This is a genomic window from Variovorax sp. SPNA7 (assembly GCF_033807855.1).
Classification (GTDB): Bacteria; Pseudomonadota; Gammaproteobacteria; order Burkholderiales; family Burkholderiaceae_C; genus Variovorax; species Variovorax beijingensis.
On the sequence record NZ_CP138513.1, the window covers coordinates 5,702,846 to 5,727,014 of the forward strand.

The window sequence follows — 24,169 nt, forward strand, 5'->3', positions numbered from 1 at the left end:
CGCCGCCCGGAAGACTCAGCCGAGTGCGTGGCGCGCGGCGTTCGCGATGCTCGCCGCATCCACCCCGAAGAAGCTGCGCAGCGCAGCGCGCGTGTCGCTGCGGCCGAAGCCGTCGGTGCCCAGCGTGAGGTAGCGGCGGCCCTCGGGCAGGAAGGCACGCACGCTCTCGGGCACGGCGCGCACGTAGTCGGTGGCGGCGATGATCGGGCCCTTGCCGGCGCCGAGCTGCTGCGCGATGAAGGGCACGCCGGCTTCCTTCTCACCCGCGATCGCGCGCTGCTCGCAAGCCAGGCCGTCGCGCGCGAGCTCGCTCCAGCTCGTGACGCTGAACACCTCGGCCTCGATGCCTTCGCCGGCCAGCAGCTGCGCGGCCTTGACCACCTCGGTGAGGATGGCGCCCGATCCCATCAGCGTGACCTTCTTTTTCGCCTTGCCCGAGGTTGGCGCATACACGCCGAAGCGATAGCAGCCGCGCAGGATGCCGGCCTCCGCGCCTGGCGGCACATCGGGCTGCGCGTAGTTTTCGTTCATGAGCGTGACGTAATAGAACACGTCCTTCTGCTCGACCATCATCTCGCGGATGCCGGCATCGACGATCACCGCCATCTCGCCCGCGAAGGCCGGGTCGTAGGCCTTGCAGTTGGGAATGGTCGCGGCCACGAGGTGGCTGCTGCCGTCCTGGTGCTGCAGGCCTTCGCCGCCGAGCGTGGTGCGGCCCGAGGTGGCGCCCAGCAGGAAACCGCGCGCGCGCTGGTCGGCCGCGGCCCAGATGGCATCGCCCACGCGCTGGAAGCCGAACATCGAGTAGTAGATGTAGAAGGGCAGCATCGCGAGGCCGTGCACGCTGTAGCTGGTGGCCGCTGCCGTCCAGCTCGCGATGGCGCCGGCTTCGCTGATGCCCTCCTCGAGGATCTGGCCGTCCGTGGCTTCGCGGTAGCTCAGCACCGAGCCGATGTCCTCGGGCGCATAGCGCTGGCCCACGCTCGAATAGATGCCGACCTGCTTGAACAGGTTGGCCATGCCGAAGGTGCGCGCCTCGTCGGCCACGATCGGCACGATGCGCGGGCCCAGGGCCTTGTCCTTCAGCAGGTTGCCGAGCATGCGCACGAAGGCCATGGTGGTGCTCATTTCCTTGCCGGCGGCCGCCGTCGCAAACTGGGCGTAGCTCGCGATCTCGGGCTTGGGCACCACCTCGCAGGCGGTCTCGCGGCGCGGCATGGCGCCGCCGAGCGCTTGGCGGTGGCTGCGCAGGTACTGCATCTCGGCGCTGTCTTCGGGCGGGCGGTAGAAGTCCATCGCAATCGCCTGTGCATCGGTCAGCGGCAGGCTGAAGCGGTCGCGGAATTCGAGCAGGTCGACGTCGCCCATCTTCTTGTGCGAGTGCGTGGTCATCTTGCCCTGCGCGGCGCTGCCCATGCCGTAGCCCTTCTTGGTGTGGGCGAGGATCACGGTGGGCCGGCCCTTGTGCGCGGCCGCGGCGGCATAGGCCGCATGGATCTTCACGAGGTCGTGGCCGCCGCGCTTCAGGCGGTCGATCTGCTCGTCGGTCATGCCTTCGGCCAGGCGCGCGAGCTCGGGGTTCTGGCCGAAGAAGTTGTCGCGGTTGAAGCGGCCGTCCTTGGCCGCGAAGGTCTGCATCTGGCCGTCGACGGTTTCGGCGAAGACGCGCGCCAGCGCCCCGCTCGCATCCTGCGCAAAGAGGCCGTCCCAGTCGCTGCCCCACACGAGCTTGATGACGTTCCAGCCCGCGCCGGCAAAGAGCTTTTCGAGCTCGTCGATGATGCGGCCGTTGCCGCGCACCGGGCCGTCCAGGCGCTGCAGGTTGCAGTTGACGACCCACACGAGGTTGTCGAGCTTCTCGCGCGCGGCCAGCGTGAGGGCGCTCATCGATTCGGGCTCGTCCATCTCGCCGTCGCCGAACACGCCCCACACTTTCCGGCCTTCGCAGTCGAGCAGGTTGCGGTGCGTGAGATAGCGCATGAAGCGCGCGTGGTAGATCGAGCTGATCGGGCCGATGCCCATCGAGCCGGTCGGAAACTGCCAGAAGTCCGGCATCAGGTAGGGATGCGGGTAGCTGCTGAGGCCGCGCGCGCCGCGGCCTTCGGTGAACGCGGGGGCGGTGAGTTCCTGGCGATAGTGCTTGAGGTCTTCTTCGCCGAGGCGGCCTTCGAGGTAGGCGCGCGCATAGACGCCCGGTGCGCTGTGCGGCTGGAAGAACACGAGGTCGCCGCGGTGCGCACCTTCGCCCGAGTCCTTGCGCGCATGGAAGAAATGGTTGAACCCGGTCTCGAACAAGTCGGCCGCGCTCGCATAGCTCGCGATGTGGCCGCCGAGTTCGCCATAGGCCTGGTTGGCGCGCGCCACCATCGCGAGCGCGTTCCAGCGCATCAGCGAGGCCAGCCGCTCCTCGACGGCCAGGTCGCCCGGGAACGGCGGCTGGTCTTCCACCGCGATGGTGTTGACATACGGCGTCGCAAGTTCGGGCTGCCAGCCGATGCGCTGCTGCCGCGCGAGGCGGGCGAGCTCCGCCAGCATCTGCCGCGCGCGCTGGGGCCCGTGCGCCTGGGCCAGCGCCAGGAAAGCATCGCGCCATTCGGCGGTCTCGGCAGGGTCGGGGTCGTGCGCGAGCGGCGTGTCGAGCAGCAACGCGCGCATCTGGTCGGCGGAAATCGGGGCATTCATGCCGGCACTTTAGGCCGCCATGCGGCAAATTAGCTACCGGTGCAGCCAATCCCATGCGGGCTTCGCAGCATAAAATTCCGGTAATTCTTTATTTGGCGGCATTTCATGCAACTGGACACGATCGACCTGCGCATCCTCGACGAACTGCAGCGCGACGGCGCGCTCTCGAACGTGGAGCTGGCGCGGCGCGTGCACCTGTCGCCCTCGCCGTGCCTAGCGCGCGTGAAGATGCTCGAGGCGAATGGCGTGATCGACCGCTACGTGGCGCTCGCGAGCGCCAAGGCGCTGGGCCTCGGGCTCAACGTGTTCATCTCGATCAGCCTGACGACGCAGAGCAAGCAGTCGCTCGCCGACTTCGAACAGCGCATTGCCGAGCACGACGAGGTGATGGAGTGCTACCTGATGACGGGCGACAGCGACTACCTGATCCGCATCGCCGTGGCCGACATGGCGGCGCTGGAGAAATTCATCCTGGAACAGCTCACGCCGATTCCGGGCATCGAGAAGATCCGCTCGAGCTTTGCGCTCAAGCAGGTCAGGTACAAAACGGCGCTGCCGCTGCCGGGAGCGCCGCTTCAGTTCAAAGGGTGAGCCGGCCACCCGCGGGGGCGGCCTGGCTCGTCGCCGGTCGTCGTCAGCTGCCGACGCGTCCGCCGTCATCCTTGGTGATGACGATGGTTGCCGAGCGCGGGCGCTTGCCCGCACCGTAGCCCGCATTGGAAGGCCACTGGCTGGTGTACTTCGACGGATCCGCCAGGTCGGCTTGCTTGGTGCTTTCGCCCGGGTGCTGGATGTTGACGAAGATCGCCTTGCCGTCCGGCGTTTCGCAGAGGCCGGTGAGTTCGCAGCCCGAAGGACCGACCAGGAAGCGCTTGAGCGTGTCCGCCGTCGGCTGCTTGCCGATCATGGTGTCGACCGTGTACTGCGTGCTGTCCGCGCGCTGGTAGGTCAGGGTCTTCTTGGCGCCGTCGCCGACCTGGCCTGGCAGCGCGGCCAGCATCATGCAGTTGGTCACGTCGGTGTAGGCGCCGTCGTCGGTCTGGATCCAGCAGATGCCGGTCGAGCGGCTGAACACCAGGCCGTCGGGGCTGGAGAAGTCCTGGTCGGCGGTGAGCTTCGAGAGATTGACCGTGTCGGCATTCGCGCCCGACTCGGCGCCGAAGGCGTAGACGTCCCAGCGGAAGCTGGTGCTCGCCGGATTGCCGCCGGCATCGGCCATGCGCAGGATGTGCCCGTTCGGATTGCCGAGTTGCGTGGTCGCGCCCTTCATGTCGGTGTAGACGCGCGGATTGGCCGGATCGGGAGCCAGCTGCGAGGACGAGGTGGGCTCGATGCGCCGGTTGCTGTTGTTGGTCAGCGTGAGGTAGACCTCGCCGTTGACCGGGTTGGTCGCGCACCACTCGGGGCGGTCCATCTTGGTGGCACCCGCGGCGTCGGCGGCGAGGCGTGCGTTGACCACCACGTCGGCCAGGTTCGCGAACGAATAGCCGGCAAAGCCTGCCACTGCCGGGTTCGACAGCGACAGCTCCTGCCAGGTGCCCGCGCCGTCAGCCTCGAAGCGCGCCACGTAGAGCGTGCCCTGGTCGAGGTACTTGGCGCCGGTGGCGAGCGGATCGGCCGGGTTGGCATCGGCCTCGGACCAGACCGCGTCGGAAACGAACTTGTAGAAGTACTCGTTGCGTGCATCGTCGCCCATGTAGCAGGCCACCTTCTGGCCCGCGACCGGCTTGCTGAAGGCGATGCTCTCGTGCGCGTAGCGGCCCAGCGCGGTGCGCTTGACGCCCAGCTTCGACTTGTTGTACGGGTCGAACTCGACGACGAAGCCCATGCCGTTCATCTCGTTGCGGTAGTCGTCCGTGCCGTCGACGGAAGCGCCGGTCTTGCTGATGATCCAGCGCTGGTACTTGTCGTCAGCGCCGCCGGTTTCCCAGCCGTGGCGGCTGGTCGCGCCCGCGGCACGGCCGTAGCGCTTGAGCGAGGTCACGCTCTTGTCGTTGCCGCGCGCAGCATCGTCGCCGGCGGCGCGGGTGAAGTAGTTCACCCAGTTTTCCTCGCCCGTGAGGAAGGTGCCCCACGGCGTCTTGCCGGTGCCGCAGTTGTTGAGCGTGCCGCGCGTCTTCACGCCGGTGGGCGAGTACTTGGTCTTCATCAGCGCGTCGCCCTTCGCGGGGCCGGCGATGTCGATCTCGGTCAGGGGCGTGACGCGGCGGTTGAAGGCCGAGTCCTGGACGTAGCTCCACTTGCCGGCGCCGTCCTTGCGCACTTCGAGGACCGCGATGCCGTGGATGGCGGTTTCCTTGTCCACCTCGGCCGCCGGGCGGGGCAGCGTGGTGGTGCCGCCGTTGGCATGCAGGAAGAACGAGGAAAGCGTTTCGTCGGTGGTTGCCTCATGGTTCACCGCGAGCAGGCCGCGATCGATGCTCGAGTCGGAGCGCTTGCCATCGGCGCCCAGGCCGAACCACTCCATGCCGTCATGGTGGTCGCCGCCGCGATTCTCGAAGCTGGTGTCGGAGCCGTCGTTGGCGTAGGCCGGCGTGGCGCCAGTCAAGGGATCGCCCAGGGCATACAAGACGCTGGCGCTGTAGCCGGCGGGAATGAGCACGCTGTCGGCCAGGCTCTTGGGCACGGCGCCGAAGCCCAGCAGCTTCTCGGTCGGTCCCGGCGCAGGACCGGGCGCTGGTGCAGGTGCGGGCGCAGGTGCCGGGGGAATGATGGGAAATGCCACGCCGCCGCCACTGCCGCCGCCGCAGGCAGTCAGCACGGCAGAGCCGACGCCGCCCAGCAGCAGGCCACGCCGGTTGAGGCGGCTGGTCAGCACGCTGTCGAATGTGGGATTGGCGGATCGGTTGGAGTCTTCGTCGTTGAAATCGATGCGGTCTGACATGGAGGATCTCGTGGGGTGTTGGAAAAAAACACCTCATGCTAGAAACCGCCCATGACATCGCCGTGAATACGAAATGACAGTCTGCTTACTGCCTAAGTCTTACTGCTTGGGCCACAGCGCCCACAGCCGCAGCGGCTGGTTCATGCTGGCGGCCAGCCGCCCCGCGTCGGCGCCGGTGCCGGCAAAGTAGTCCGCGCGCACCGCGCCGACGATGGCGCTGCCGGTGTCCTGCGCCACCACCAGCTTCTGCAGCTGCGCCGCCGGCCCGCTCGATGCGAGCCAGACCGGCGTGCCGTACGGGATGCTGTCGCGATCGACCGCGATGGAGCGCCCGGCCGTCAGCGGCACGCCCTGCGCGCCGCGCGGGCCGAAGGCCGCATCGAGCTCGCTCATGGTCTCCTCGCGGAAGAACACGTAGCGCGGATTGCTCCACAGGAGCTGCGTCACCCGCTGCGGGTTCTGCGCGGCCCATGCCTTGGTGTCGTCGGGCCATTTGCCGACCTTGGCCACGCCCTGGCCGATCAGCCATTGCTGCACGCTCTTGTAGGGCTGCTCGTTGGTGGCCGAGTACGCCACGCGCACGGTGCGCTGGATGCCGTTGGCCTCGGTGATGCGAAGGCGCCCCGAGCCCTGGATGTGCAGCATCAGCGCGTCGATGGGGTCGGCTATCCAGGCGATCTCGCGGCCGCGCAGCGCGGCCTGGGCTTCGGGCAGGGTCTCGATTTCCTGGCGGGTGTACCAGGGGCGGCGCGGCACCAGCCCGTCGGGTGCCTGGTAGATCGGAACGCTGAAGGTGGCGGTGGGCACGCGCGACGCCTCGTACACCGGCTCGTAGTAGCTCGTGAGCTTGCCTTCGCTCGATCCCGCGAGCGACTCGACGCGGTAGGGCTGCAGCCTGTCGGTCATCCACTGGCGCTGCTCCTCGGACGTGGCGATGGCCAGCTGGCGCACGTCGCGGCACAGCGGCGCAAAGGCGGCGTTGGGCCGCGCGCAATTGGCCAGCAGCGCAATCCAGGCTTCGTGCAGCGGGTCGTCGCCGAAACCCGGCAGCTCCGACCAGCCGACCGGCACCCACCGGCTCTTGGGGTGCGCGAGCGAACCGGTCAGCGGTCCGAGGTCGCGCGGCGGCGTGGCGGCCGGCCGGGCCGGGGCGTCGGGCGTGCGCGGGGCGATCGAGCAGCCGGCCAGCGTTGCTACGATCGCGAGCCCAACCAGCCACTGGAGTCCATTTCTCATGGGTTTGATTTTGCTTGAAGCCCTCGGGGCCGGGCTCGTGTTCATATTGATCGTCTGGTGGACCATGTTTTCCGGTCGAAAAAAAGGCGAGCTGCACGACGACGACGAAGCCGCCGATGGCCATGGCGCCGAAGAGAAAAAGAATCCCCCGCCCGAAGCGTGAATTCCTTGCGTAGCCGAGCGCCGCAGCGGAATGTCGGAGAACAGGCCGTCAGCTATTACTTTAGTAGCAATCATCGCAGCATTCACGGGCCTTTGCAGAAAGTTTTCTTCTTTCCTGCACGTTGGGAAGGCCGTACCATCGCACGTTCGCCGAGGCTAAGCTGTGGCCCGCCTGATTCAACCTTGAAAGGGATTGCCATGAAAAAGTTTGTACTCGCCACCACCGCTGCCGCCCTCGTCCTGTCCGGCTGTGCCGGCGGCATGACCGAGACCCAGCGCAACACCGGCATCGGCGCCGGCATTGGCGCACTGGGCGGCGCGGCCATCGGCTCGGCCACCGGCGGCAACCGCGGCGCCATCGGCACGGGTGCCGTGGTCGGTGCCGCAGCCGGCGCGCTCGGCGGCTACCTCTGGTCGCAGCGCATGGAAAACCAGAAGCGCCAGATGGAAGCCGCCACCCAGGGCACCGGCGTGGCCGTGACGCAAACGCCGAACAACGAGCTCAAGCTGCAGATCCCGAGCGACGTTTCCTTCGACGTGGGCCGCGCCAACATCAAGCCCAACTTCGCACCGGTGCTCGACCAGTTCGCGAGCGGCCTGCGCAACAACCCGAACGCCGAGGTGCGCATCATCGGCCACACCGACAACACCGGCTCGGACGCCATCAACAACCCGCTGTCGGTCGACCGCGCCGCCAGCACGCGCGACTACCTGGTGGCGCGCGGCGTGAGCGCCGCGGCCTTCCGCATCGAAGGACGCGGCTCGCACGAGCCGGTGGCCAACAACAACAGCGATGCCGGCCGGGCGCAGAACCGCCGCGTCGAGATCTACGTGGGCGAGCGCGCGCCGCGAGGCTGACCGGATCGGCTGATATAAATAAAAACAAAGCCGGCCGTGCGGGAGCGGCCGGCGCCCATCGTCATCGTTTCATGTTCACAAAGAGGGAAAAACTCATGAGGAAGCTTGTTGTTTCGGGTGCGGCTGCGGCCGCATTGTTCGTTGCGGGGTGCGCCTCGCAATCGCCCGCGCCGGGATCGGCCGCCGCGCCGGCCGCCCAGGCGGCTGCGCCGGCCAACAGCTGGACTGCGCGCCTCGCGGCGCTCAAGACCGAGCTGGAAAACTCCACCAAGGGCACGGGCGTGGTGATCGAGCAGACCGCGGACAACCAGCTGCATCTCGTGGTTCCCAACGAACTGTCGTTCGACGTGGGCCGCGCCAACGTCAAGCGCAACCTGGCCCAGGTGCTCGACAAGGTGGCCGAAGGCCTGCGCAGCGCGGCCGCGGCCAGCGTGCGCGTGGTGGGACACACCGACAACACCGGCAGCGAGGAAGGCAACGAGCGCCTCTCGGTGAGCCGCGCCGACAGCGTGCGCAACCACCTGGTGAGCCGCGGCGTCTCGACCACGGCCATCACCACCGACGGCCGCGGCTCGCGCGAACCGCTGGCCGACAACGCCACGCCGGCAGGCCGCGCCCAAAACCGCCGCGTCGAAATCTTCGTCGCGGAGAAAAGCTGACCCCCAGTCTTCGCGCACTTCGTGTCGCTTCGCCAACCCCCTTCCAGGGGGCAACACCAGCGGCCCGGCAAAGCCGGTTCCGCGGTGTTCACACGAAAGACCGAAGCTCGTGACAGCTAGAGGTCTCGCAGGCGGTTGGCCAGCTCGACCGCCGATTTCACTTCCATCTTGTCGAACACGCGTGCGCGGTGGACCTCCACCGTGCGCACGCTGATCGCCAGCTGATCGGCGATCAGCTTGTTCGGCAGGCCCTCGACCACGAGCCGCATCACGTCGCGCTCGCGGTCGGTCAGTTCGGCGATGCGGCCCACGAGGCCGCGCCGCACGCGCCGCACCTCCAGCGCCCGCAGCGAAGCGCCCAGCGCGTGCTCGATGCGGTCGACCAGGGCGTTGTCGGAGAACGGCTTCTCGCAGAAATCGAAGGCACCGCGCTTCACTGCGTCCACGGCCGTGGGCACGTCGGCATGGCCGGTCAGGAAGATCACCGGCATGGCGTCCAGCAGGCCGCGCTCGGCGAGCCGGTCGAACAGCACCAGCCCGCTGGTGCCGGGCATGCGCACGTCCAACAGCAGGCACAGCGGCTGATCGGGCAGCGGGCCTTCGGCCAGGCGCAGCTCGAAGGCCTCGGCGCTCGCGAAGTGCTCGCTCTCGAGGCGGCGCGAGCGCAGCAGCCAGGCCAGCGCCTCGCGCACGCTGCCGTCGTCGTCCACGATGAAGATCAGGCCGTCGATCAGCGGTTGCATGTCAGTCGATTCCAGAAACGGGCGCAAAAGCCTGGGAGTAGATCATGTGCTCGGCAGGGTAAACCGGAACACGGTGCCGCGTGGGCGGTTGGGCTCGAACACGAGCACCCCGCCATGCTGCTCCACCACGGTGCGGCACAGGCTCAGGCCCAGGCCCATGCCGTCGGCCCGCGTGGTGAAGAAAGGCGTGAAGAGGCGGCCCGCCACCTCTTCGCTGATGCCGCAGCCGAGGTCGGCCACCGAGAATTCCAGCCAGCGCCGCGCGTCCTCGGTCCCTGCCGGGCCGCCGACCGCGACGACGCGCGACACGCGCAGCCGCAGCACGCGCTCGCCCACGTGCTCCGGCGTGTCCATGGCCTGCATGGCATTGCGCGCGAGGTTCAGCAGCACCTGCTCGACCAGCGTGCGGTCGCACACGGCCGCAGGCAGGCGGTCTTCGAACACCACCTCGATGCTCACGCCGAGCTTGCGCGCCTGCAGCCGCACCAGCGGCAGCACCGCATCGATCAGCGCCTGCGGCGCCACCGCCTCGCGCGTGCGGTCACGGCGGCGCACGAAATCGTGCACGCTGCGGATCACCTGGCCGGCGCGGTCGGCCTGCTCGGCAATGCGCCGCACCGCCATGGCCACCTCGGCCTGCTCGCCCTTGGCGTGGGGCCCAAGCATGTTGAGCGAACCGGTCGCATAGCTGGCGATGGCGGCCAGCGGCTGCGTGAGCTCGTGGCTCAGCAGCGAGGCCATTTCGCCCACCGTGGCAAGCCGCGCGCTGGCCTGCAGCCGTTCCTGGCTGGCGCGCGAGAGCTCCTCGATGCGGCGCTGCTCGCTGATGTCGATGAAGGCGCTCATCCAGCCGGTCTGCACGCGCTGCGCGTTGATCAGCGGGGCCTCGAAGATGAGCACCGGAAAGCGCGTGCCGTCCTTGCGCATGAAGACCGACTCGAAGCCCTCGCGCGGCGGCATGCCGCCGGCCAGCCGGCGGGCCTGCCGCTGCTGGTATTCGTGCGCCAGCTCGGTCGGCCAGTAGGGCGCCTCGATGGCTTCGCCGCTGCCGGCCATCAGCTCTTCGGGACTGAAGCCGACCATTTCGCAGAACGCGGGGTTCACGTAGGTGATGCGCCCCTGCAGGTCGCGCGCGCGCAGGCCGGTGATGACCGAGTCTTCCATCGCCTTGCGGAAGGCCAGCGCATCGGCCAGGTCGCGTTCGGCGCGCAGCCGGCGGCGCGTGTCGCGCGCCAGCAGCACCAGCACCGACACCAGCGCGATCGAAATCGCCGTGACCAGCGCCGTCAGCACGTTCGGAAAAAGATCGGGCGCGGCGCGCCAGCCGTCGACCCGCAGCATCAGCGCGGCGCCGGGCAGGTCGATCAGCTGCTGCGAGGTGAAGACGCGCGTTCCGGTGCGGCGCGAGGTGCCGAGCGCCACCAGGCGCGTGCCGTCGGCCTCGGTAAAGGCCACTTCCTGGCCGCGCGTGAGCGTGGGGCCGACCAGCTCGATGAGCGTGTCGCGCAGCGAGTAGCTCGCCACCAGGAAGCCGCCCGCGTCGATCGGCACGCACAGTTCCATCACCTCGACGCCGCCTCCGCCGAGGATCGGCACGTAGTGGCTCGGCGAATAGGCCGGCGCGCCGAGCTTGCGCGCGGCCGCGCAGGCGAGCCCCACGTCCGACTGGTCGGCGCCGCGGCTCTCGTCAGCGATCAGCCGCATGCGGTAGGGGGTGTTCACCGCTTCGAGCGGACGCAGCGCGGCATCGCGCCATTCGAGCCGGAGCCACTCGCGGTGCTCGCGCAGCAGGGAGGCGGCGGCTTCGGGCCAATGCGTGCGATCCAGGCCCGAGGCCTGGGTGGCGCGCAGGCTCTGCGCGTTGCGCTGCAGGCCGATGCGAAGGTCCGAAACCGCGTCGGCGGTGTCGCGGTCGAGGTTCGCCTGCACCTGCTCGACCTCGTGCCGGCCCGCGAGCCACACCACGGTGACCAGCAGCGCCGACACCAGCACGGCCAGGATCAGCCAGAGGAACCAGCGCTGCCACAGCGAGCGCAGCCGCGCGAACGCCGACAGCGCCCACCGCGGCGGTGCGACAGCCAAAGCGGCTTCCTCCATCTAGAGCACGCAGTGCGAGAGGACTGGCAGCTGGGTGCGCACGCGCTCGATCTGCCCGGCATCGAGGTCGAACAGCACCACGCCCTCCTCGCTCGCCTGCTGCGCCACCACCGTGCCCCAGGGGTCGACCACCATCGACTGGCCCCAGGTGTGGCGGCCGTTCTCGTGCGTGCCGCCCTGCGCGGGAGCCACCACCCAGGCCAGGTTCTCGATGGCCCGCGCGCGCAGCAGCACTTCCCAGTGCGCGGCGCCCGTGGTGCGGGTGAAGGCGCTGGGCACCAGCAGCAGCTCGGCGCCTCGTTTGGCGAGCGCGCGGTACAGCTCGGGAAAGCGCAGGTCGTAGCAGACGCTCATGCCCACGCGCCAGCGGTGGCCGTCGCGCGAGGGCAGCTCGAACACCACGGGCTCGGCGCCCGGCGCGATGACGCGGCGCTCGTCGTAGCGCTCGCTGCCGTTGTCGAAGAAGAAGAGATGGATCTTGTCGTAGCGCGCCACGCACTGGCCGTCGGGCGAATAGCACAGCGAGCTGTTGAACACGTGCTCGGCGTCGCCGCTTTCGATGGGCAGCGTGCCGCCCACGATCCAGAGCCCGAACTCGCGCGCCGCATCGGCCAGAAAGCCCTGCACGGCGCCCGCACCGGCGGTCTCGCGCAGGCCCAGCTTGTCGGTGTCGCGCGCGCCCATCATGCAGAAATACTCGGGCAGCACCGCGAGCTCGGCGCCGGCTGCGGCGGCTTGCGCGAGCAGGCCGTGGGCGCGGGCGAGGTTGGCTTCGCGGGCGATGGCCGACACCATCTGGATGGCTGCGACTTTCATTGCGTGGTCTCCGTTTTCACTTGCCCTGCCCGCCGGACGGCGCCGCGGCAGCGCCGGGTGCGTTCGGCAGGATGGATCGTGGCACCTTGGCTATTTTGGGGTCGGTCCAGGTGCCTTCGATATGGAACTCCTGCGTGGCGGCGGCCGCGAGCGGCTTGCTCAGCACCCACTGCGCGAGGAAGGTGCCCAGGCCGATCGCTGGATTGATCGCGGTGGCCACCAGCGCGGCCGTTCCGGCATTGATCTCGGGCACCACCACCACGCGCAGGTCCTGCGTTTCGCGCACGATGTCGGCCGAGCCGTCCATCAGCGCGCCCGCGTTCACGCCCTTCATCTGCAGGTTGTTGGTGCTCGCGATGCCGTTGTGTATTTTTGCGTCGCCGCGGATGAAGTCGAAGGCGAAGCCCTGGCTGAAGACATCGCGGAAATCCAGCGTGAGCCGGCGCGGCAGCGCCTGCAGGCTCAGCACGCCCAGCAGCTTGGCCAGCCCGGGGTCGGCCTTGAGGAACTGGCCCGATTCGACATTGACCTGGAGCTGCCCGCCCAGGCTCGGATAGTCGAGCGAGAACGGCGAGCCGCGCCAGTTGACGTCGCCTTCGAGCCGCCCGCTGCCGCGCCGCAACACGCCGGACATGCCGAAGCGCGTGAGCAGGTCGCCGGCGTCCGCGATGTCCAGCCTGAAGGTCATGGCCGTGCGGCGCTGCTCTGCGCGCCCGGGGGTGCCGCCCGGCGCGGCGGCCCAGGTGCCCTTGGCCGAGAAACTGGCCTCGGGCATGGTGAAGCTCAACTTGTTGAGCATCCATTCGCGGCCCGCGCCGCCGCGGTTGACGGCATCGATCTCGGCGCGGCCCAGGCGCTTGCCCAGCAGCTCGAAGTCGTCGATGACGATGTCGAGCGCGGGCAGCGTGCCCGGCTGCTCGTCGAGCAGGGTTTCGACCTGCCTGGCCTCGGTGGGCGCAATCTTGAGCCGCGCGAGCCGCGCATAGAGCCGTCCGGCCTGGGTGTGGCGGTACTCGGCATAGCCGCTGAGCTCGGTGGCGTCGATGTTGGCGCGCCAGAGCTCGCCGTCGCGCGTGCCGCCGAGCACCACGTTGTGCAGCGTGCGCCCCGCGATGCCGAGCTCCTGCGCCCGCACCGCGATGCGCGTGGGCAGGTAGCCCGTGGCTGCGTCTTCGGGCCGCTCGGCACCGCCCGCCGCCTCGGGCGCGCTGCTTGCGGTGTCGCCGACCAGCGCCTGCCATGCGGGCATGTCGAGCTTCGCGACGTTGACGTTGGCCAGCACGCCCCTGTCGGGCACGGGGGCGGTCTCGCCCGCGGCCAGGCCGATGCCGATGCTGCCGCGCAGCACGCGCGCCTCGGCGCCGGAGATGTCGCGCACATAGTGGGCGGTGCCGATGCGGCCGAGCTCCATCGAGAGCTGGTCCTGCACGGCGACGGCGGCGCCCGCCCGGGTCTCGCGCTGCAGCACCTTCTTCTCGATGCGCAGCGGCATCTGTTCGTCCGCCGTCTTCACGAGCGGTGCGGGCAGCTGCAGCGCCAGGCCCTGCAGCGTGCTGGTGAGCAAGAACTCCGGCGCGCCATCGCGCATCGAGAAGGTGGCCGCATAGGGCGTGCTGCCGCTCGCCTTGGCCGCGATGCGCGTGAGCCACTCGGCCTCGCGCGCCGCGCGCAGGCCCTCGGCCGTTGCGGTGCCTTGCGCCTTCAAAGCCACCTCGCGGTTGGGCCCGGCGAAACGGCCGCGGCCTTCGACCCGGACGTCGCCGCCGAGCAGCCTGGCGCTGACGCCGGCCAGCGAAAAGCCCGTTTCGGTGAAGCCGACGACGCCCTTCGCATGAATGAAGGACGGCGCCTCGGGCACCAGCTGCAGCTCGCTGTCGGTGAGCGCGATGCTGGCCTGGACCTTGGCCGCCTCCAGTGCGGCAAGCGGCAGTTCGAGATGCAGGCGGTAGTCGGCCGTGCCGGTGGCGCGCACGCGGGACAGCACCTCGCCGGTCTCCCCGGCCAGCGGCGCGCCCACACGCAGCAGTTCGGCGAGCGGGCCCTTGGCCTGGGCATCGACGCGCAGCAGCGAGGCATGGTGCGACATGTCGGCAATCTGCGCCTCGGCCTTGGTCACCTCGATGCCGGTGGCGCCGGCCAGCCGCCCGCGTGCATTGCGCACCAGCATGCCCGCGCGCTCGAACACCAGTTCGCCCGAGAGCCCCGTGAGCGCGGGCCAGACCGGCACCGGCGCGCCGGCGCGGGCCGCGGAGGCCGGCGCCTTCGATGCCGTCGACGCGGCAATGGCCGAGGCCGGCGGCACATAGGCGTAGTTGACGTCGGCCACCTTGGCCACGATGCGGAACTCGCCGTGCTTCGGGTCCATGAACGGCATGTCGTGCAGGTCGCCGCGCACGCGGAAGTCGACGCTGCTGGCCGTGCCCTTGGTGACCGCATCGCGCACGTAGTCGCGCGTGTGCTGGGGAATCTCGAGCGGCAGGTAGCGGAATACGCGCGTGCCGTCGGCGCGGGTCAGCTTGCCCTGCAGGTCGAGCACGCCGGGATAGAGCGACTGCCCGCGGGACACGGCGGGATCGCTGGTGCGCCAGCTGGCTTCGGCCTCGCCGTCGGCATCGGCATTGGCGAAGCGCAGCTTGGAGACCTGCAATTGCGCATGGCCCTTGTCGAGCTTCCACTGCAATTGGGCCGCGAGCCGGTTGATGGGAATGACCGGCTCCTCGAACACGCCCGGGAATTCGAGCGTGCCCTGCGCCATCGACAGTGCGGCGCTGCCGCCGGCCTGGGTGGCGTCGAACTCGACGGTGGCACCGCTCAGGCCCGGGGAGCCGGCATGCGGCCGCTGGGCCGCCGGAGCGGCGCCGCCGGGTCGGGCCGCGGTGGCCGGCGGGACGGGGGTGGTTTCAGGCGCGGCCGCCGCCTGCGACGCGACGCGCAGTCCGCTGACCCGCCCCTTGGCCTGGTAGCGCTCGGGCGCGCCCAGCGAGCCTTGCCAGTTCAGGTCGATGCGCTCGACCAGCCCGCGCGGCGCGTAGGCATCGAGCACGCGGTGCGTGGCATCGCCCAGCGGCAGCCGGTCGGCAATGAGGGCCAGCGCGGCCAGGTCGAGCCGGTCGGCGCGCAAGGCGCCCTGCTCCGGCGTGCGGCCCCGCGCCGGGGAGTGCTGCAGCCACAGGTTGCCGCCGGGCCAGCGCATGCCGTCCGCGGTGTCGAACTGCAGGGCGGCGGTCGAGAACTCGAGCTTTTCGTCGTCCAGCTGGCCGGCCAGCCGTCCGGTCACCGCGCGCAGCACCAGCGGCTGCAGGCCCCGGCCCAGCGAGGCGTCGATGCGGTTGAGCCCGAGGTCCGCCGCGCCGCCCACGATCTGGCCCCTCTTCACGTCGGCCCAGAGGCGCAGCGCGCCGCTGCCTTCGCGGATGCGGGCGTCGATGGAGACATGGCGGCCCAGGCGCGTGACATCCATGTAGGGCAGGTCGGCGTAGATCTGGCCATCCCAGGTTTGCCAGCGGCCCGAGCGCACCGACAGCAGCGGCTGGCGGAACTGCCCGCGCAGCGTGAAGCGCTCGCCCCAGCCGACCGGCGGCGTGGCGTCGAGCCGCAGGCCGTGGCGCCGGGCCGTGTTGCGCGCCACAAAGCGCACGTCGGTCAAGAGCAGCGGCTCGGCCTGGCGCTGCTCGTCGGTCCAGCGCACGGTGCCGCCTTCGATGACGAACTCGCGCTGCGCGAAAAACCAGTCGGCGGCGCGGGTCTCTCCGGTGGTGTCGGTGTCCATGTGCAGGCCCGCCACGTGCAGCTTGCCGAGCGCATCGCGCCGCACATCGAGCTGCGGCCCCTCGATGTAGAGCTGCTCGAAATTGAGGCGCCACAGCGAGCGCGGCGACACGCTGGCCACCACCCGCACGAGGCGCAGGGCTTCTCGCTTCTGGGCATCGTGCAGCACCACGTCGCGCAGTTCGAAGACGGGAAACAGACTATCGGAACGCGCGGTGATCGACCCGATGCGCACGGGTACCCCGATGGCCTTGCTGGCTTGTGCCTCGAGCGCGCCACGGTAATCGCCGATTCGCGGCACAATCCACGCGTGTAGGACAACCACTGACAGTGCCAGCAGAAGCCATGCAGCGATCAGTAAACCCAGCAGCCAGCGCGCCGTCGCAGCGGTGATCTTGAGCAGACGTGAAGGGGAAGACGCCGTGTCGTTCATTGAGGATCGCGCTGTGTCCGGAATTATGACCGCCAGCATTCAGAGGGGTTCCACGGAAACCAACACCAGTGTGAACCAGTTGCCAGCCACGCCATCGACAGCCGCGACCGAGGTCGCGCTCTCTTCCTATTCGCGCTTCGTCCAGCGCCTGCGCCGCAGGTATGCGGCCGAGCTTGCATTGCTTTCCCCTGGCGCGCCGCGGCGCGAGTCGATGTCGAAGGCCTACGAGGCACTGCGCGAACGCGGGGACGGCGTCGGCGATGCGCTGCGCATTGTGCGGCAGCTCGTGATGGAGCGCCTTGTCACCCTCGATTGCGATGCCCAGGCGCCGCTGGCCGTGGTGACCACCGCCGTGACCGAACTCGCGGAATTCGCGCTCGACGTCGCCTGCCGCGACGCCTGCCAGGAACTCGACGCGGTGCATGGCGCGCCGCTCGGCCCCGAAGGCCAGCGCGCGCAGCTCTGGGTGGTGGGCATGGGCAAGCTCGGCGCGCGCGAGCTCAACGTGTCGAGCGACATCGACCTGATCTACCTCTACGACCTGGACGGCGAGACCCGCGGCGACGCCGACGGCCGCGGCCGCCTCTCCAACCAGGAGTATTTCTCGCGCGCCGTGAAGCGCATCTATGCGCTGGTGGGCGACATCACCGAGCACGGCTTCGTGTTCCGCGTCGACCTTGCGCTGCGGCCGAACGGCAACTCCGGGCCCAGCGTGGTGTCGCTCGACGCGCTCGAAGAATATTTCCAGGTGCAGGGCCGCGAGTGGGAGCGCTTTGCCTGGATGAAGAGCCGGGTGGTCGCGCCGCGCGACATCGTGGCGGAAGGCCTTGCGCAGGGCCTGCGCGCCACCGTGCTGCCCTTCGTGTTCCGCCGCTACCTGGACTACAGCGTGTTCGATTCGCTGCGCACGCTGCACCGGCAGATCCGCGAGCAGTCGGCCCGCCGCAGCGCGGGGCGGCCCGAGCGCGCCAACGACGTCAAGCTCTCGCGCGGCGGCATCCGCGAAATCGAATTCACCGTGCAGCTGCTGCAGGTGGTACGCGGCGGACAGTTCCCCGAACTGCGCACCCGCCCCACGCTCGACGCACTGCAGCGGCTCGCGCGCGCCGGCCTGATGCCGCAGGAAACCGCCGACACGCTGGCCGCGGCCTACGAGTTCCTGCGCCGCGTGGAGCATCGCATCCAGTACCTGGACGACCAGCAGACCCACGTGCTGCCGGTGGCCGACGACGACCTGCGCTGGGTCGCGCAGACCATGGGCTACGCCGGCTGTTGCGCGTTCCTCGAGCAGCTCGACACGCATCGCGAGTTCGTGGCGCAGGAGTTCGACAAGCTGCTCGGCGGCGAGAAGCCCTGCAACGGCAAGTGCAACGGCAAGAAGGCGGCCGCCCCCACCGACCTGGCCGACCTGCTCGAGGAGCTGCCGCCGGCCTTTGCCGACCGCATCCGCAACTGGTGCGAGCAGCCCCGCGTGCTGGCGCTGCGCGAGGAAACGCGCGCACGGCTGCGCCAGCTGGTGCAGCGCACCGGGCAATGGCTGAAGGAGCCCGACGGCGACGGCCCCGGCCAGACGCCGCGCCATGTGGACGCCGCCCTGCGCTGGGCCGACTGGATCGAGCCGCTGCTGCGGCGCGAGAGCTACCTGGCGCTGCTGGTCGAGCGGCCCGCGGTGCAGGAACGGCTGCTGCGGCTCCTGGGCGCCGCGAAGTGGCCCGCGCGCTACCTGATGCAGCACCCGGGCGTGATCGACGAGCTCGCGAGCGACGAAATGCTCTCGGGCCGCTTCATGGCGGCCGAGTTCGAGCGCGAGCTCGAGGCGCGCCACGCCTCGCTCAGCCGCACCGGCGAAGCCGACGAGGAACGCCTGCTGAACCTGCTGCGCCACGCCCACCACGCCGAGGTGTTCCGCACGCTGGCGCGCGACGTGGACGGGCGGCTCACGGTGGAGCAGGTGGCCGACGACCTGAGCGCGCTGGCCGACACCACGCTGCGCGTGACCGCCCACTGGTGCTGGCCGCATGTGCGCAACAGGCACCGCGAGCTGCCGCAGTTCGCGATCATCGGCTACGGCAAGCTCGGCGGAAAGGAGCTGGGCTACGGCAGCGACCTCGACATCGTGTTCGTCTACGACGATGACGACGAGCGCGCGGGAGAGGTCTACGCGGCCTATGTGCGCAAGCTGATCAACTGGCTCACCGTGAAGACGCGCGAGGGCGACCTTTTCGAGATCGACACCGCCTTGAGGCCGAACGGCAACTCGGGCCTGCTGACCACCAGCTTCGAAGCCTACGAGCGCTACCAATTGGGCCGCGGCAGCAACACGGCGTGGACCTGGGAACACCAGGCCATGACCCGCGCGCGCTTCGTGCTCGGCAGCGCCGAGCTCGGCACCCGCTTCGACCAGGTGCGCGAGGCCGTGCTGGTGGCGCCGCGCGATCGCGAGGCACTCAAGGCCGAGATCATCGCAATGCGCAACAAGCTGCGCGGCGCGCGGCCGGTCAAGGCCGATCGCTTCGACGTCAAGCACAGCCCCGGCGGCATGGTCGATGCTGAATTCGCAGTGCAGTTCCTGGTGCTGTCGGCCTCGGGCGAGCATCCGGAACTGATTCCCAACGTCGGCAACATCGCGCTGCTGGTGCGCGCGGAAGAAGCCGGCCTGCTGCCCGCCGGCGTCGGCCGCAACGCCGCCGCGGCCTATCGCGAACTGCGGCGCGTGCAGCATCGCGCGCGCCTCAACGAAGAACCGACCCAGGTCACCCCGCCCGCACTGGCCGCCGAACGCGACGCCATGCTGGCCTTGTGGAAGGCTGTATTTGGCTGACCGCGCCCGCTCCCTCGCCACCCCCGCGCTGGCCGCCTGCGCGGTGGCGATCGCCGTCCTCCTCGCCGGCTGCGCGAGCGGCACGCGCAGCGGCGGCGGTGCACTGAGCGGCCGCGACGGCCCGGGCAGCAACATCCCGTCCGACCTGGACCGCGTGCCCGATGCCGAGCCCCGCGTCGAAGCCATCCGCAACAGCGGCGGCACCAGCAAGCCCTACACCGTGCTGGGCCGGGCCTACCAGCCGATCACCGACGACCGGCCGTTCCGCGAATCGGGCATCGCCTCGTGGTACGGCCGCAAGTTCCACAGCGCATCGACTGCGAGCGGCGAGCCCTACGACATGTACGCCATGACGGCCGCGCACAAGACGCTGCCGCTGCCCAGCTATGTGCGGGTGCGCAACCCGGCCAACGGGCGCGAGGTGATCGTGCGGGTGAACGACCGCGGGCCTTTTGTCGACGGCCGCATCATCGACCTGAGCTACACGGCGGCGCTCAAGCTCGACCTGCTGCGCGGCGTGGCGCCGGTGGAGATCGAGCGCATCACGAACGAGGACATCCGCACCGGGGCGTGGCGGCGCGATGCGGGGACGGCGTATGCCTCGGCCTCGCAGGTGCCCGCGCCGCCGCAGCCTCAGCGCACCGCGGCTGCGCCGGTGGCCGTGCCCTCGGCCTGGGTGGCGCCGGTGGCGATGAACGCTGCACCATCGGCCTCGGCGATGCCAGTCGTGCCGCAAACGCCGACCACGCAGATGGCCCCGGCCGAGCGGATCGCGCAAGCCGCGCCAGCGCCCGAGCCGGAGGCCGCATCGCCCCGCCAGCCGATCATGGTCACCGACCTCCCGCCGCTGGCGCCGCTCACCGCACCGCCGCCCGCGCCCCGGGCCGCACCGCAGGACCCTGCGCCCTCCTCGCCTTCGGCCGCGGCCGCGGGCTTCTGGGTACAACTCGGCGCCTTCCGCGAGCGCGATGGCGCCGAGAGCCTGCGCAGCCAGGCCGCGCGCGGCCTGCCCACCCTGGCGCCGCAGCTGCGCGTGTTCAGCGAAGCTGGCACGCACCGCCTGCAGGCCGGGCCGTTCGCCTCGCGCAGCGAAGCCGGCGAGGCCGTCACGCAGCTGCGCGAGAGCCTGCGCATCGCGCCGATGGTGGTCGAGCGCCGTTAGCGAAGCAGCGGCGCAACCACCTCGGCCACCTGCCGAGCGTTGCCGGCGCTGATCTCGCGCATCGCCCTGGACAGCCGGTCATCCCCGGCCGCCTTCGTCCAGAAGGCGTGCGCGGCCTGGAACGCCGGCTCCCAGACCTCGGGCCTGGCACCCAGCGACTGGAACGAAGGGGTGACGAGCCGCAACTCCGGCTCGATGCCACCGCCCACAGGCGCGTACATCATGGGGAGCATGTCGTAGGCGGGTGCCACGCCAACGGGCCGCCCGCGCTCGTCGGTCATCAGCGAGAGATTCTCGAAGTGGCGGTCCCCATTTCCAATCAGTTCCGAAAAAGCGGTCAGGACGAGGACCTGCCGCACGGACTCCGGCCCGAGCATTCCAGCCTCCTCGCAGCGCTGCGCGAACGACGGCCAGTTGTCCCGCATCCCGAACAGCTCGTCGTCGATCGCGCCGGCGGAAATCATTCCCCGCCGGCCGAACCGCCCCACGCGATCGAAGCGCTCGACTTCGAGGAAGGCACACCCGCCGATCTCCAAATAACGCGCTGGCGCTGCCTCGACCCCGGCATCGTCGAGCGCGCGCAATGCCAGTTCTTCCAGGGCGAGCATCTCCGAGGACCGGGTCCCGGCGCGGGCGAACTTCACGATCAGATGCCCTCGGGCTTCGGTCTCGCAGGTGAACTTGGGCTGTTCGCCGCCCGCGCTGCTGCCGGCAACCGTCTGGCTGGTGGCGTTCGCCAGGTCCTGGTAGGCTGCGGGGATATCGGCGGCCGCGATCGGCGCGACCTGCCGAGATGCCATGTGGGCGGCGAAAGAGCTCGCACCCCACATCAGCGAACCCGCCACGTCCGAACCGACCGAGCACAGGAACTTCACCCGGTGGTCGTCGGACCAGTCACGAAGCGAGGACGGCACGCCGATCTCCGCGGCCACGGCCTTCGCAATGCGCGCTCCAAGGTAGCCGGACGGTGCCGCGAACGCCATTGCGGGCGGCAGCCCCTCGTGAAAGCGGCTGTCCGGTCCGCCCAGATCGACCCAGGTGCCGCCGCGCAGGAAGGTGACGGCGCCCACCTCGGTGACCCGACCGTCTTCGCCAATTCGAAAGATGGGCTGGGGGGAAGGGACGGGCTCGCTTCGCACGAGCGCATACCGCGGTGTGCGCACGCCGGGCTCCCTGAACCGGATCACCTCGCGGCCGAATTCCTGAATAGTTCGAGAGAAAGTTGCTTGGCTTACCTGGAGGCCGGCCAGCAGTTCGGCAACGGGCCTTGGTCCCAGGGCGAGCGCCTGCCGGACAAGGACTGCCCTCTCGGATTCCCCGGCTCCCGCAGACTTGGATGCGGCGTTCATTGAATGCATCGATGAATAGTTCGACGCATTCTATGCGGACTTCCTCTCGAAAGCCGAGGCGGGCCCCGGGGGCCGCGAGGCCTCAGGGCATCGCCTTGGCCGCCACCGGCAGGCGCATGCCCACGCCCATGCGGTTCCACGCGTTGATCTGCGCAATCGCGATCGAGAGTTCGACGATCTCGAGTTCGCTGAAATGCGCCTGGAGCGCTTCGAACTCGGCGTCGCGGGCTTCGTGATGGTCGGGCAGGCGCGTCAGCGTTTCGGCCCAGTCCAGCGCCGCCCGCTCGCGCTCGCTGAAGAAGCTCACTTCGCGCCAGGTGGCCAGGCTGTTGATGCGCTGCCAGTCTTCGCCCTGTTGGCGCAGGTCGCGCACGTGCATGTCGAGGCAATAGGCGCAGCCGTTGATCTGCGAGACGCGGGCAAAGACAAGGTCGATCAGCACCTTGCCGAGGCTGGACGATTCGATCGCGCCATTGACGGCGATCATGGCCTGGAAGGCCTTGGGGGCGATCTTGAACCAGGCGAGGCGGGGGGTGGTGGTGTTGCTCATGGCGTGTACTCCAGGTGGTCGAGATGAAAAATCTGCTTGCTACCTGTTGAAGACGGGCCAGCCATCGGCCCTGTGACACACCGCCGGAAAATTATTGCGGCGAATAGAGCTGCGCGATGCGCGCGAGCTTGTCGGGGTTGCGCTGCACGCGGACGCGCACGATGCGCTCGCCCTCGATCTCGAAGGTCTGGGCCGATTCGAGCTGGCCGTCCAGGAAGCGCAACAGCCCGGGCTCGCCGTTGATCTCCACCAGTTCCATGCGCACCGCCGCGCCCATGCGGCGCCACAGCGCGAAGTACAGCTGCGCGAGCCGCTGGCTGCCGCGCAGGACCTTGCTGAAGCTCTGCACCTTGCCGCCGCCATCGCCGATGAGCTCCACGTCTTCCGCCATCAGCGCCTTCAGGTCCTGCAGGCTGCCGCGCGCGGCCGCCTCGGCAAAGGCGCGCAGCAGGCGCTGGTGGGTTTCGCGCGGCACCTGGAAGCGCGGGCGGGCTTCCTGCACCTGCGCCTTGGCGCGATGCACCAGCTGCCGGCAGGCGGCTTCGCTCTTGCCGAGCGTGCGGGCCACCTCGTCGTAGTCGGCATCGAACACTTCGCGCAGCAGGAAGGCCGCACGCGCCTCGGGCGCCAGGCGCTCGAGCACGGCCAGGAAGGCAACGGAGATGTTGTCGGCGCGTTCGAGCAGTTGCTCCGGGGTGTCCGGCCCGCCGGTCAGCGTGGGCTCGGGCATCCAGGCGCCGATGTAGTGCTCGCGCTGGACCTTCGCGGCGCGCAGCCGGTCGATCGAAAGGCGCGTGACGACGGTGACCAGCCAGGCCTCGGCACTGCCCAGGGCGGCCTTGTCGGCCTCGTGCCAGCGCAGCCAGGCGTCCTGCACGACCTCTTCGGCCTCCGCGACGGAGCCGAGCATGCGGTAGGCGATGCCCTGCAGGCGGCGGCGGTGGCTGTCGAAGGCGAGGGTGGGATCGTCCATGCTCACAAGACGGGCGACCCACCGGGTTTGTGACAGGCTTTATGCGCCCTGGTATTCGGCCTTGGGGCCGAGCGTGGCGGCCACTTCCTTGCGGTAGCGGTTGAGCTCCTGCACGGTCTTGAAGCTGCGGTTCATCAAGAGGCTCAGGTTGTGCAGGATGCGTTCGCCGACCTTGCTTTCCCAGACCGCGTCGAACTTGATCTGCTTGTCGAGCCAGTGCTCGAGCCAGTCGGGGTCGGGCATGCGGCTCTGGATGGTGTCGTTGGGGAACAGCGCCTTGTTGACGTGCAGGTTGGTCGGGTGCAGCGCCTGCGCGGTGCGGCGCGCGCTGGCCATCAGCACGCCCACCTTGGTGAAGGCGGCACGCGCCTCGTCGCCGAACTTTTCCATGGCGCGCTTCATGTAGCGCAGGTAGGCGCCGCCGTGGCGGGCCTCGTCCTGGCTCAGCGTGGTGTAGATGTGCTTGATGACCGGCTCGGTGTGCCACTGGGCGGCACGGCGGTACCAGTGGTTGAGGCGGATCTCGCCGCAGAAATGCAGCATCAGGGTTTCGAGCGGCGGGGCCGGGTCGAAGTCGAAGCGCACTTCGTGCAGTTCCTGCTCGGTGGGCGCATGCTGGGGGCTGAAGCGCTTCAGGTACTCCATGAGCACCAGCGAGTGCTTCTGCTCCTCGAAGAACCAGATCGACATGAAAGCGGAAAAATCGCTATCGTGGCGGTTGTCGCGCAGGAACATCTCGGTGGCCGGCAGCGCCGCCCACTCGGTGATGGCGTTCATCTTGATGGTCTGCGCCTGCTCTTCGGACAGCAGCGAAGCATCGAACGACTGCCAGGGAATGTCCTTGTCCATGTCCCAGCGGACAGATTCGAGTTGTCTGAAGAGTTCCGGATAAAGCATCAAAGTCTTTCTAAGGCCGTCGATTTTAGTCGGCTCGTTTGGCGCACCCATGACAGACGCGCGATGATGTGTGGATAAG

The 24,169-nt window shown here is 69.4% G+C and carries 17 protein-coding genes; 6 read left to right on the forward strand and 11 right to left on the reverse strand.

What is annotated here, in order from left to right:
- Positions 1-15: 15 nt before the first annotated feature.
- Positions 16-2,682 carry an alpha-ketoglutarate dehydrogenase gene (mdeB, locus tag RZE77_RS26815; RefSeq protein ID WP_319440004.1) on the reverse strand — a complete coding sequence of 889 codons (2,667 nt, stop codon included), beginning with the start codon at positions 2,680-2,682 and terminating at the stop codon, positions 16-18.
- A gap of 105 nt (positions 2,683-2,787) precedes the next feature.
- Between mdeB and RZE77_RS26820 the strand changes: the two genes are divergently transcribed.
- The gene (locus tag RZE77_RS26820; RefSeq protein ID WP_021013018.1) at positions 2,788-3,273 is read left to right on the forward strand and encodes an Lrp/AsnC family transcriptional regulator; all 486 of its coding nucleotides are present in this window, start codon (positions 2,788-2,790) and stop codon (positions 3,271-3,273) included.
- 43 nt (positions 3,274-3,316) lie between these two features.
- Here RZE77_RS26820 and RZE77_RS26825 read toward each other — a convergent pair whose 3' ends face one another.
- Positions 3,317-5,566, reverse strand: a complete 2,250-nt coding sequence (locus RZE77_RS26825) for a PhoX family protein (protein ID WP_319440005.1) — start codon at positions 5,564-5,566, stop codon at positions 3,317-3,319.
- A gap of 99 nt (positions 5,567-5,665) precedes the next feature.
- Positions 5,666-6,802, reverse strand: coding sequence for a murein transglycosylase A (gene mltA, locus RZE77_RS26830; RefSeq protein ID WP_319440006.1), 1,137 nt, complete (start codon positions 6,800-6,802; stop codon positions 5,666-5,668).
- Between mltA and RZE77_RS26835 the strand changes: the two genes are divergently transcribed.
- The 3 genes from RZE77_RS26835 to RZE77_RS26845 all read left to right on the forward strand — a co-directional run bounded on the left by RZE77_RS26835 (position 6,801) and on the right by RZE77_RS26845 (position 8,481).
- Positions 6,801-6,965 carry a hypothetical protein gene (locus tag RZE77_RS26835; RefSeq protein ID WP_319440007.1) on the forward strand — a complete coding sequence of 55 codons (165 nt, stop codon included), beginning with the start codon at positions 6,801-6,803 and terminating at the stop codon, positions 6,963-6,965. The genes mltA and RZE77_RS26835 overlap by 2 nt on opposite strands.
- Positions 6,966-7,162: 197 nt before the next feature.
- Positions 7,163-7,822 (forward strand): YiaD family glycine zipper/OmpA-like lipoprotein, encoded by a 660-nt coding sequence (locus RZE77_RS26840; protein ID WP_319440008.1) that lies wholly within the window; start codon positions 7,163-7,165, stop codon positions 7,820-7,822.
- Between the two features lie 95 nt (positions 7,823-7,917).
- Positions 7,918-8,481, forward strand: coding sequence for an OmpA family protein (locus tag RZE77_RS26845; protein ID WP_319440009.1), 564 nt, complete (start codon positions 7,918-7,920; stop codon positions 8,479-8,481).
- A 116-nt stretch (positions 8,482-8,597) separates the two neighbouring features.
- Here the strand turns inward: RZE77_RS26845 and RZE77_RS26850 are convergent, their stop codons facing one another.
- The 4 genes from RZE77_RS26850 to RZE77_RS26865 are packed head-to-tail and all read right to left on the reverse strand — an operon-like array spanning position 8,598 to position 16,338.
- Positions 8,598-9,224: a response regulator transcription factor gene (locus RZE77_RS26850; RefSeq protein WP_319440010.1), complete on the reverse strand. Its 627-nt coding sequence runs from the start codon at positions 9,222-9,224 to the stop codon at positions 8,598-8,600.
- A gap of 42 nt (positions 9,225-9,266) precedes the next feature.
- Positions 9,267-11,321, reverse strand: a complete 2,055-nt coding sequence (locus tag RZE77_RS26855) for a two-component system sensor histidine kinase NtrB (RefSeq protein WP_319440011.1) — start codon at positions 11,319-11,321, stop codon at positions 9,267-9,269.
- Positions 11,322-12,137 (reverse strand): carbon-nitrogen hydrolase family protein, encoded by an 816-nt coding sequence (locus RZE77_RS26860; RefSeq protein WP_319440012.1) that lies wholly within the window; start codon positions 12,135-12,137, stop codon positions 11,322-11,324. It lies immediately after the preceding gene.
- 16 nt (positions 12,138-12,153) lie between these two features.
- Entirely contained in the window at positions 12,154-16,338 is a 4,185-nt protein-coding gene (locus tag RZE77_RS26865; RefSeq protein ID WP_405546679.1) for a YhdP family protein, read from the reverse strand.
- 25 nt (positions 16,339-16,363) lie between these two features.
- Here RZE77_RS26865 and glnE point away from each other — a divergent pair, with 25 nt between their 5' ends.
- Together glnE and RZE77_RS26875 are read left to right on the forward strand one after the other, a co-directional pair.
- Complete coding sequence (gene glnE, locus RZE77_RS26870) at positions 16,364-19,159, forward strand: bifunctional [glutamate--ammonia ligase]-adenylyl-L-tyrosine phosphorylase/[glutamate--ammonia-ligase] adenylyltransferase (protein ID WP_319440014.1); 2,796 nt, start codon at positions 16,364-16,366, stop codon at positions 19,157-19,159.
- Positions 19,152-20,321, forward strand: a complete 1,170-nt coding sequence (locus tag RZE77_RS26875; RefSeq protein ID WP_319440015.1) for a septal ring lytic transglycosylase RlpA family protein — start codon at positions 19,152-19,154, stop codon at positions 20,319-20,321. Before glnE ends, RZE77_RS26875 begins: the two co-directional genes overlap by 8 nt.
- Here RZE77_RS26875 and RZE77_RS26880 read toward each other — a convergent pair.
- The 4 genes from RZE77_RS26880 to RZE77_RS26895 form a co-directional block, all read right to left on the reverse strand.
- The gene (locus RZE77_RS26880) at positions 20,318-21,670 is read right to left on the reverse strand and encodes a HipA domain-containing protein (protein WP_319440016.1); all 1,353 of its coding nucleotides are present in this window, start codon (positions 21,668-21,670) and stop codon (positions 20,318-20,320) included. The genes RZE77_RS26875 and RZE77_RS26880 overlap by 4 nt on opposite strands.
- An 82-nt stretch (positions 21,671-21,752) precedes the next feature.
- Positions 21,753-22,220, reverse strand: a complete 468-nt coding sequence (locus tag RZE77_RS26885; RefSeq protein WP_319440017.1) for a carboxymuconolactone decarboxylase family protein — start codon at positions 22,218-22,220, stop codon at positions 21,753-21,755.
- A 91-nt stretch (positions 22,221-22,311) separates the two neighbouring features.
- Positions 22,312-23,193 (reverse strand): RNA polymerase sigma-70 factor, encoded by an 882-nt coding sequence (locus tag RZE77_RS26890; RefSeq protein ID WP_319440018.1) that lies wholly within the window; start codon positions 23,191-23,193, stop codon positions 22,312-22,314.
- 39 nt (positions 23,194-23,232) lie between these two features.
- Complete coding sequence (locus RZE77_RS26895; protein WP_319428196.1) at positions 23,233-24,090, reverse strand: ferritin family protein; 858 nt, start codon at positions 24,088-24,090, stop codon at positions 23,233-23,235.
- Between the last annotated feature and the right edge of the window lie 79 nt (positions 24,091-24,169).

Coding starts and splice junctions, on each gene's coding strand:
- mdeB (WP_319440004.1), bottom strand. CDS start 2,682: ATGAATGCCCCGATTTCCGCCGACCAGATGCGCGCGTTGCTGCTCGAC.
- RZE77_RS26820 (WP_021013018.1), top strand. CDS start 2,788: ATGCAACTGGACACGATCGACCTGCGCATCCTCGACGAACTGCAGCGC.
- RZE77_RS26825 (WP_319440005.1), bottom strand. CDS start 5,566: ATGTCAGACCGCATCGATTTCAACGACGAAGACTCCAACCGATCCGCC.
- RZE77_RS26835 (WP_319440007.1), top strand. CDS start 6,801: ATGGGTTTGATTTTGCTTGAAGCCCTCGGGGCCGGGCTCGTGTTCATA.
- mltA (WP_319440006.1), bottom strand. CDS start 6,802: ATGAGAAATGGACTCCAGTGGCTGGTTGGGCTCGCGATCGTAGCAACG.
- RZE77_RS26840 (WP_319440008.1), top strand. CDS start 7,163: ATGAAAAAGTTTGTACTCGCCACCACCGCTGCCGCCCTCGTCCTGTCC.
- RZE77_RS26845 (WP_319440009.1), top strand. CDS start 7,918: ATGAGGAAGCTTGTTGTTTCGGGTGCGGCTGCGGCCGCATTGTTCGTT.
- RZE77_RS26850 (WP_319440010.1), bottom strand. CDS start 9,224: ATGCAACCGCTGATCGACGGCCTGATCTTCATCGTGGACGACGACGGC.
- RZE77_RS26855 (WP_319440011.1), bottom strand. CDS start 11,321: ATGGAGGAAGCCGCTTTGGCTGTCGCACCGCCGCGGTGGGCGCTGTCG.
- RZE77_RS26860 (WP_319440012.1), bottom strand. CDS start 12,137: ATGAAAGTCGCAGCCATCCAGATGGTGTCGGCCATCGCCCGCGAAGCC.
- RZE77_RS26865 (WP_405546679.1), bottom strand. CDS start 16,338: ATGAACGACACGGCGTCTTCCCCTTCACGTCTGCTCAAGATCACCGCT.
- glnE (WP_319440014.1), top strand. CDS start 16,364: ATGACCGCCAGCATTCAGAGGGGTTCCACGGAAACCAACACCAGTGTG.
- RZE77_RS26880 (WP_319440016.1), bottom strand. CDS start 21,670: ATGAACGCCGCATCCAAGTCTGCGGGAGCCGGGGAATCCGAGAGGGCA.
- RZE77_RS26885 (WP_319440017.1), bottom strand. CDS start 22,220: ATGAGCAACACCACCACCCCCCGCCTCGCCTGGTTCAAGATCGCCCCC.
- RZE77_RS26890 (WP_319440018.1), bottom strand. CDS start 23,193: ATGGACGATCCCACCCTCGCCTTCGACAGCCACCGCCGCCGCCTGCAG.
- RZE77_RS26895 (WP_319428196.1), bottom strand. CDS start 24,090: ATGCTTTATCCGGAACTCTTCAGACAACTCGAATCTGTCCGCTGGGAC.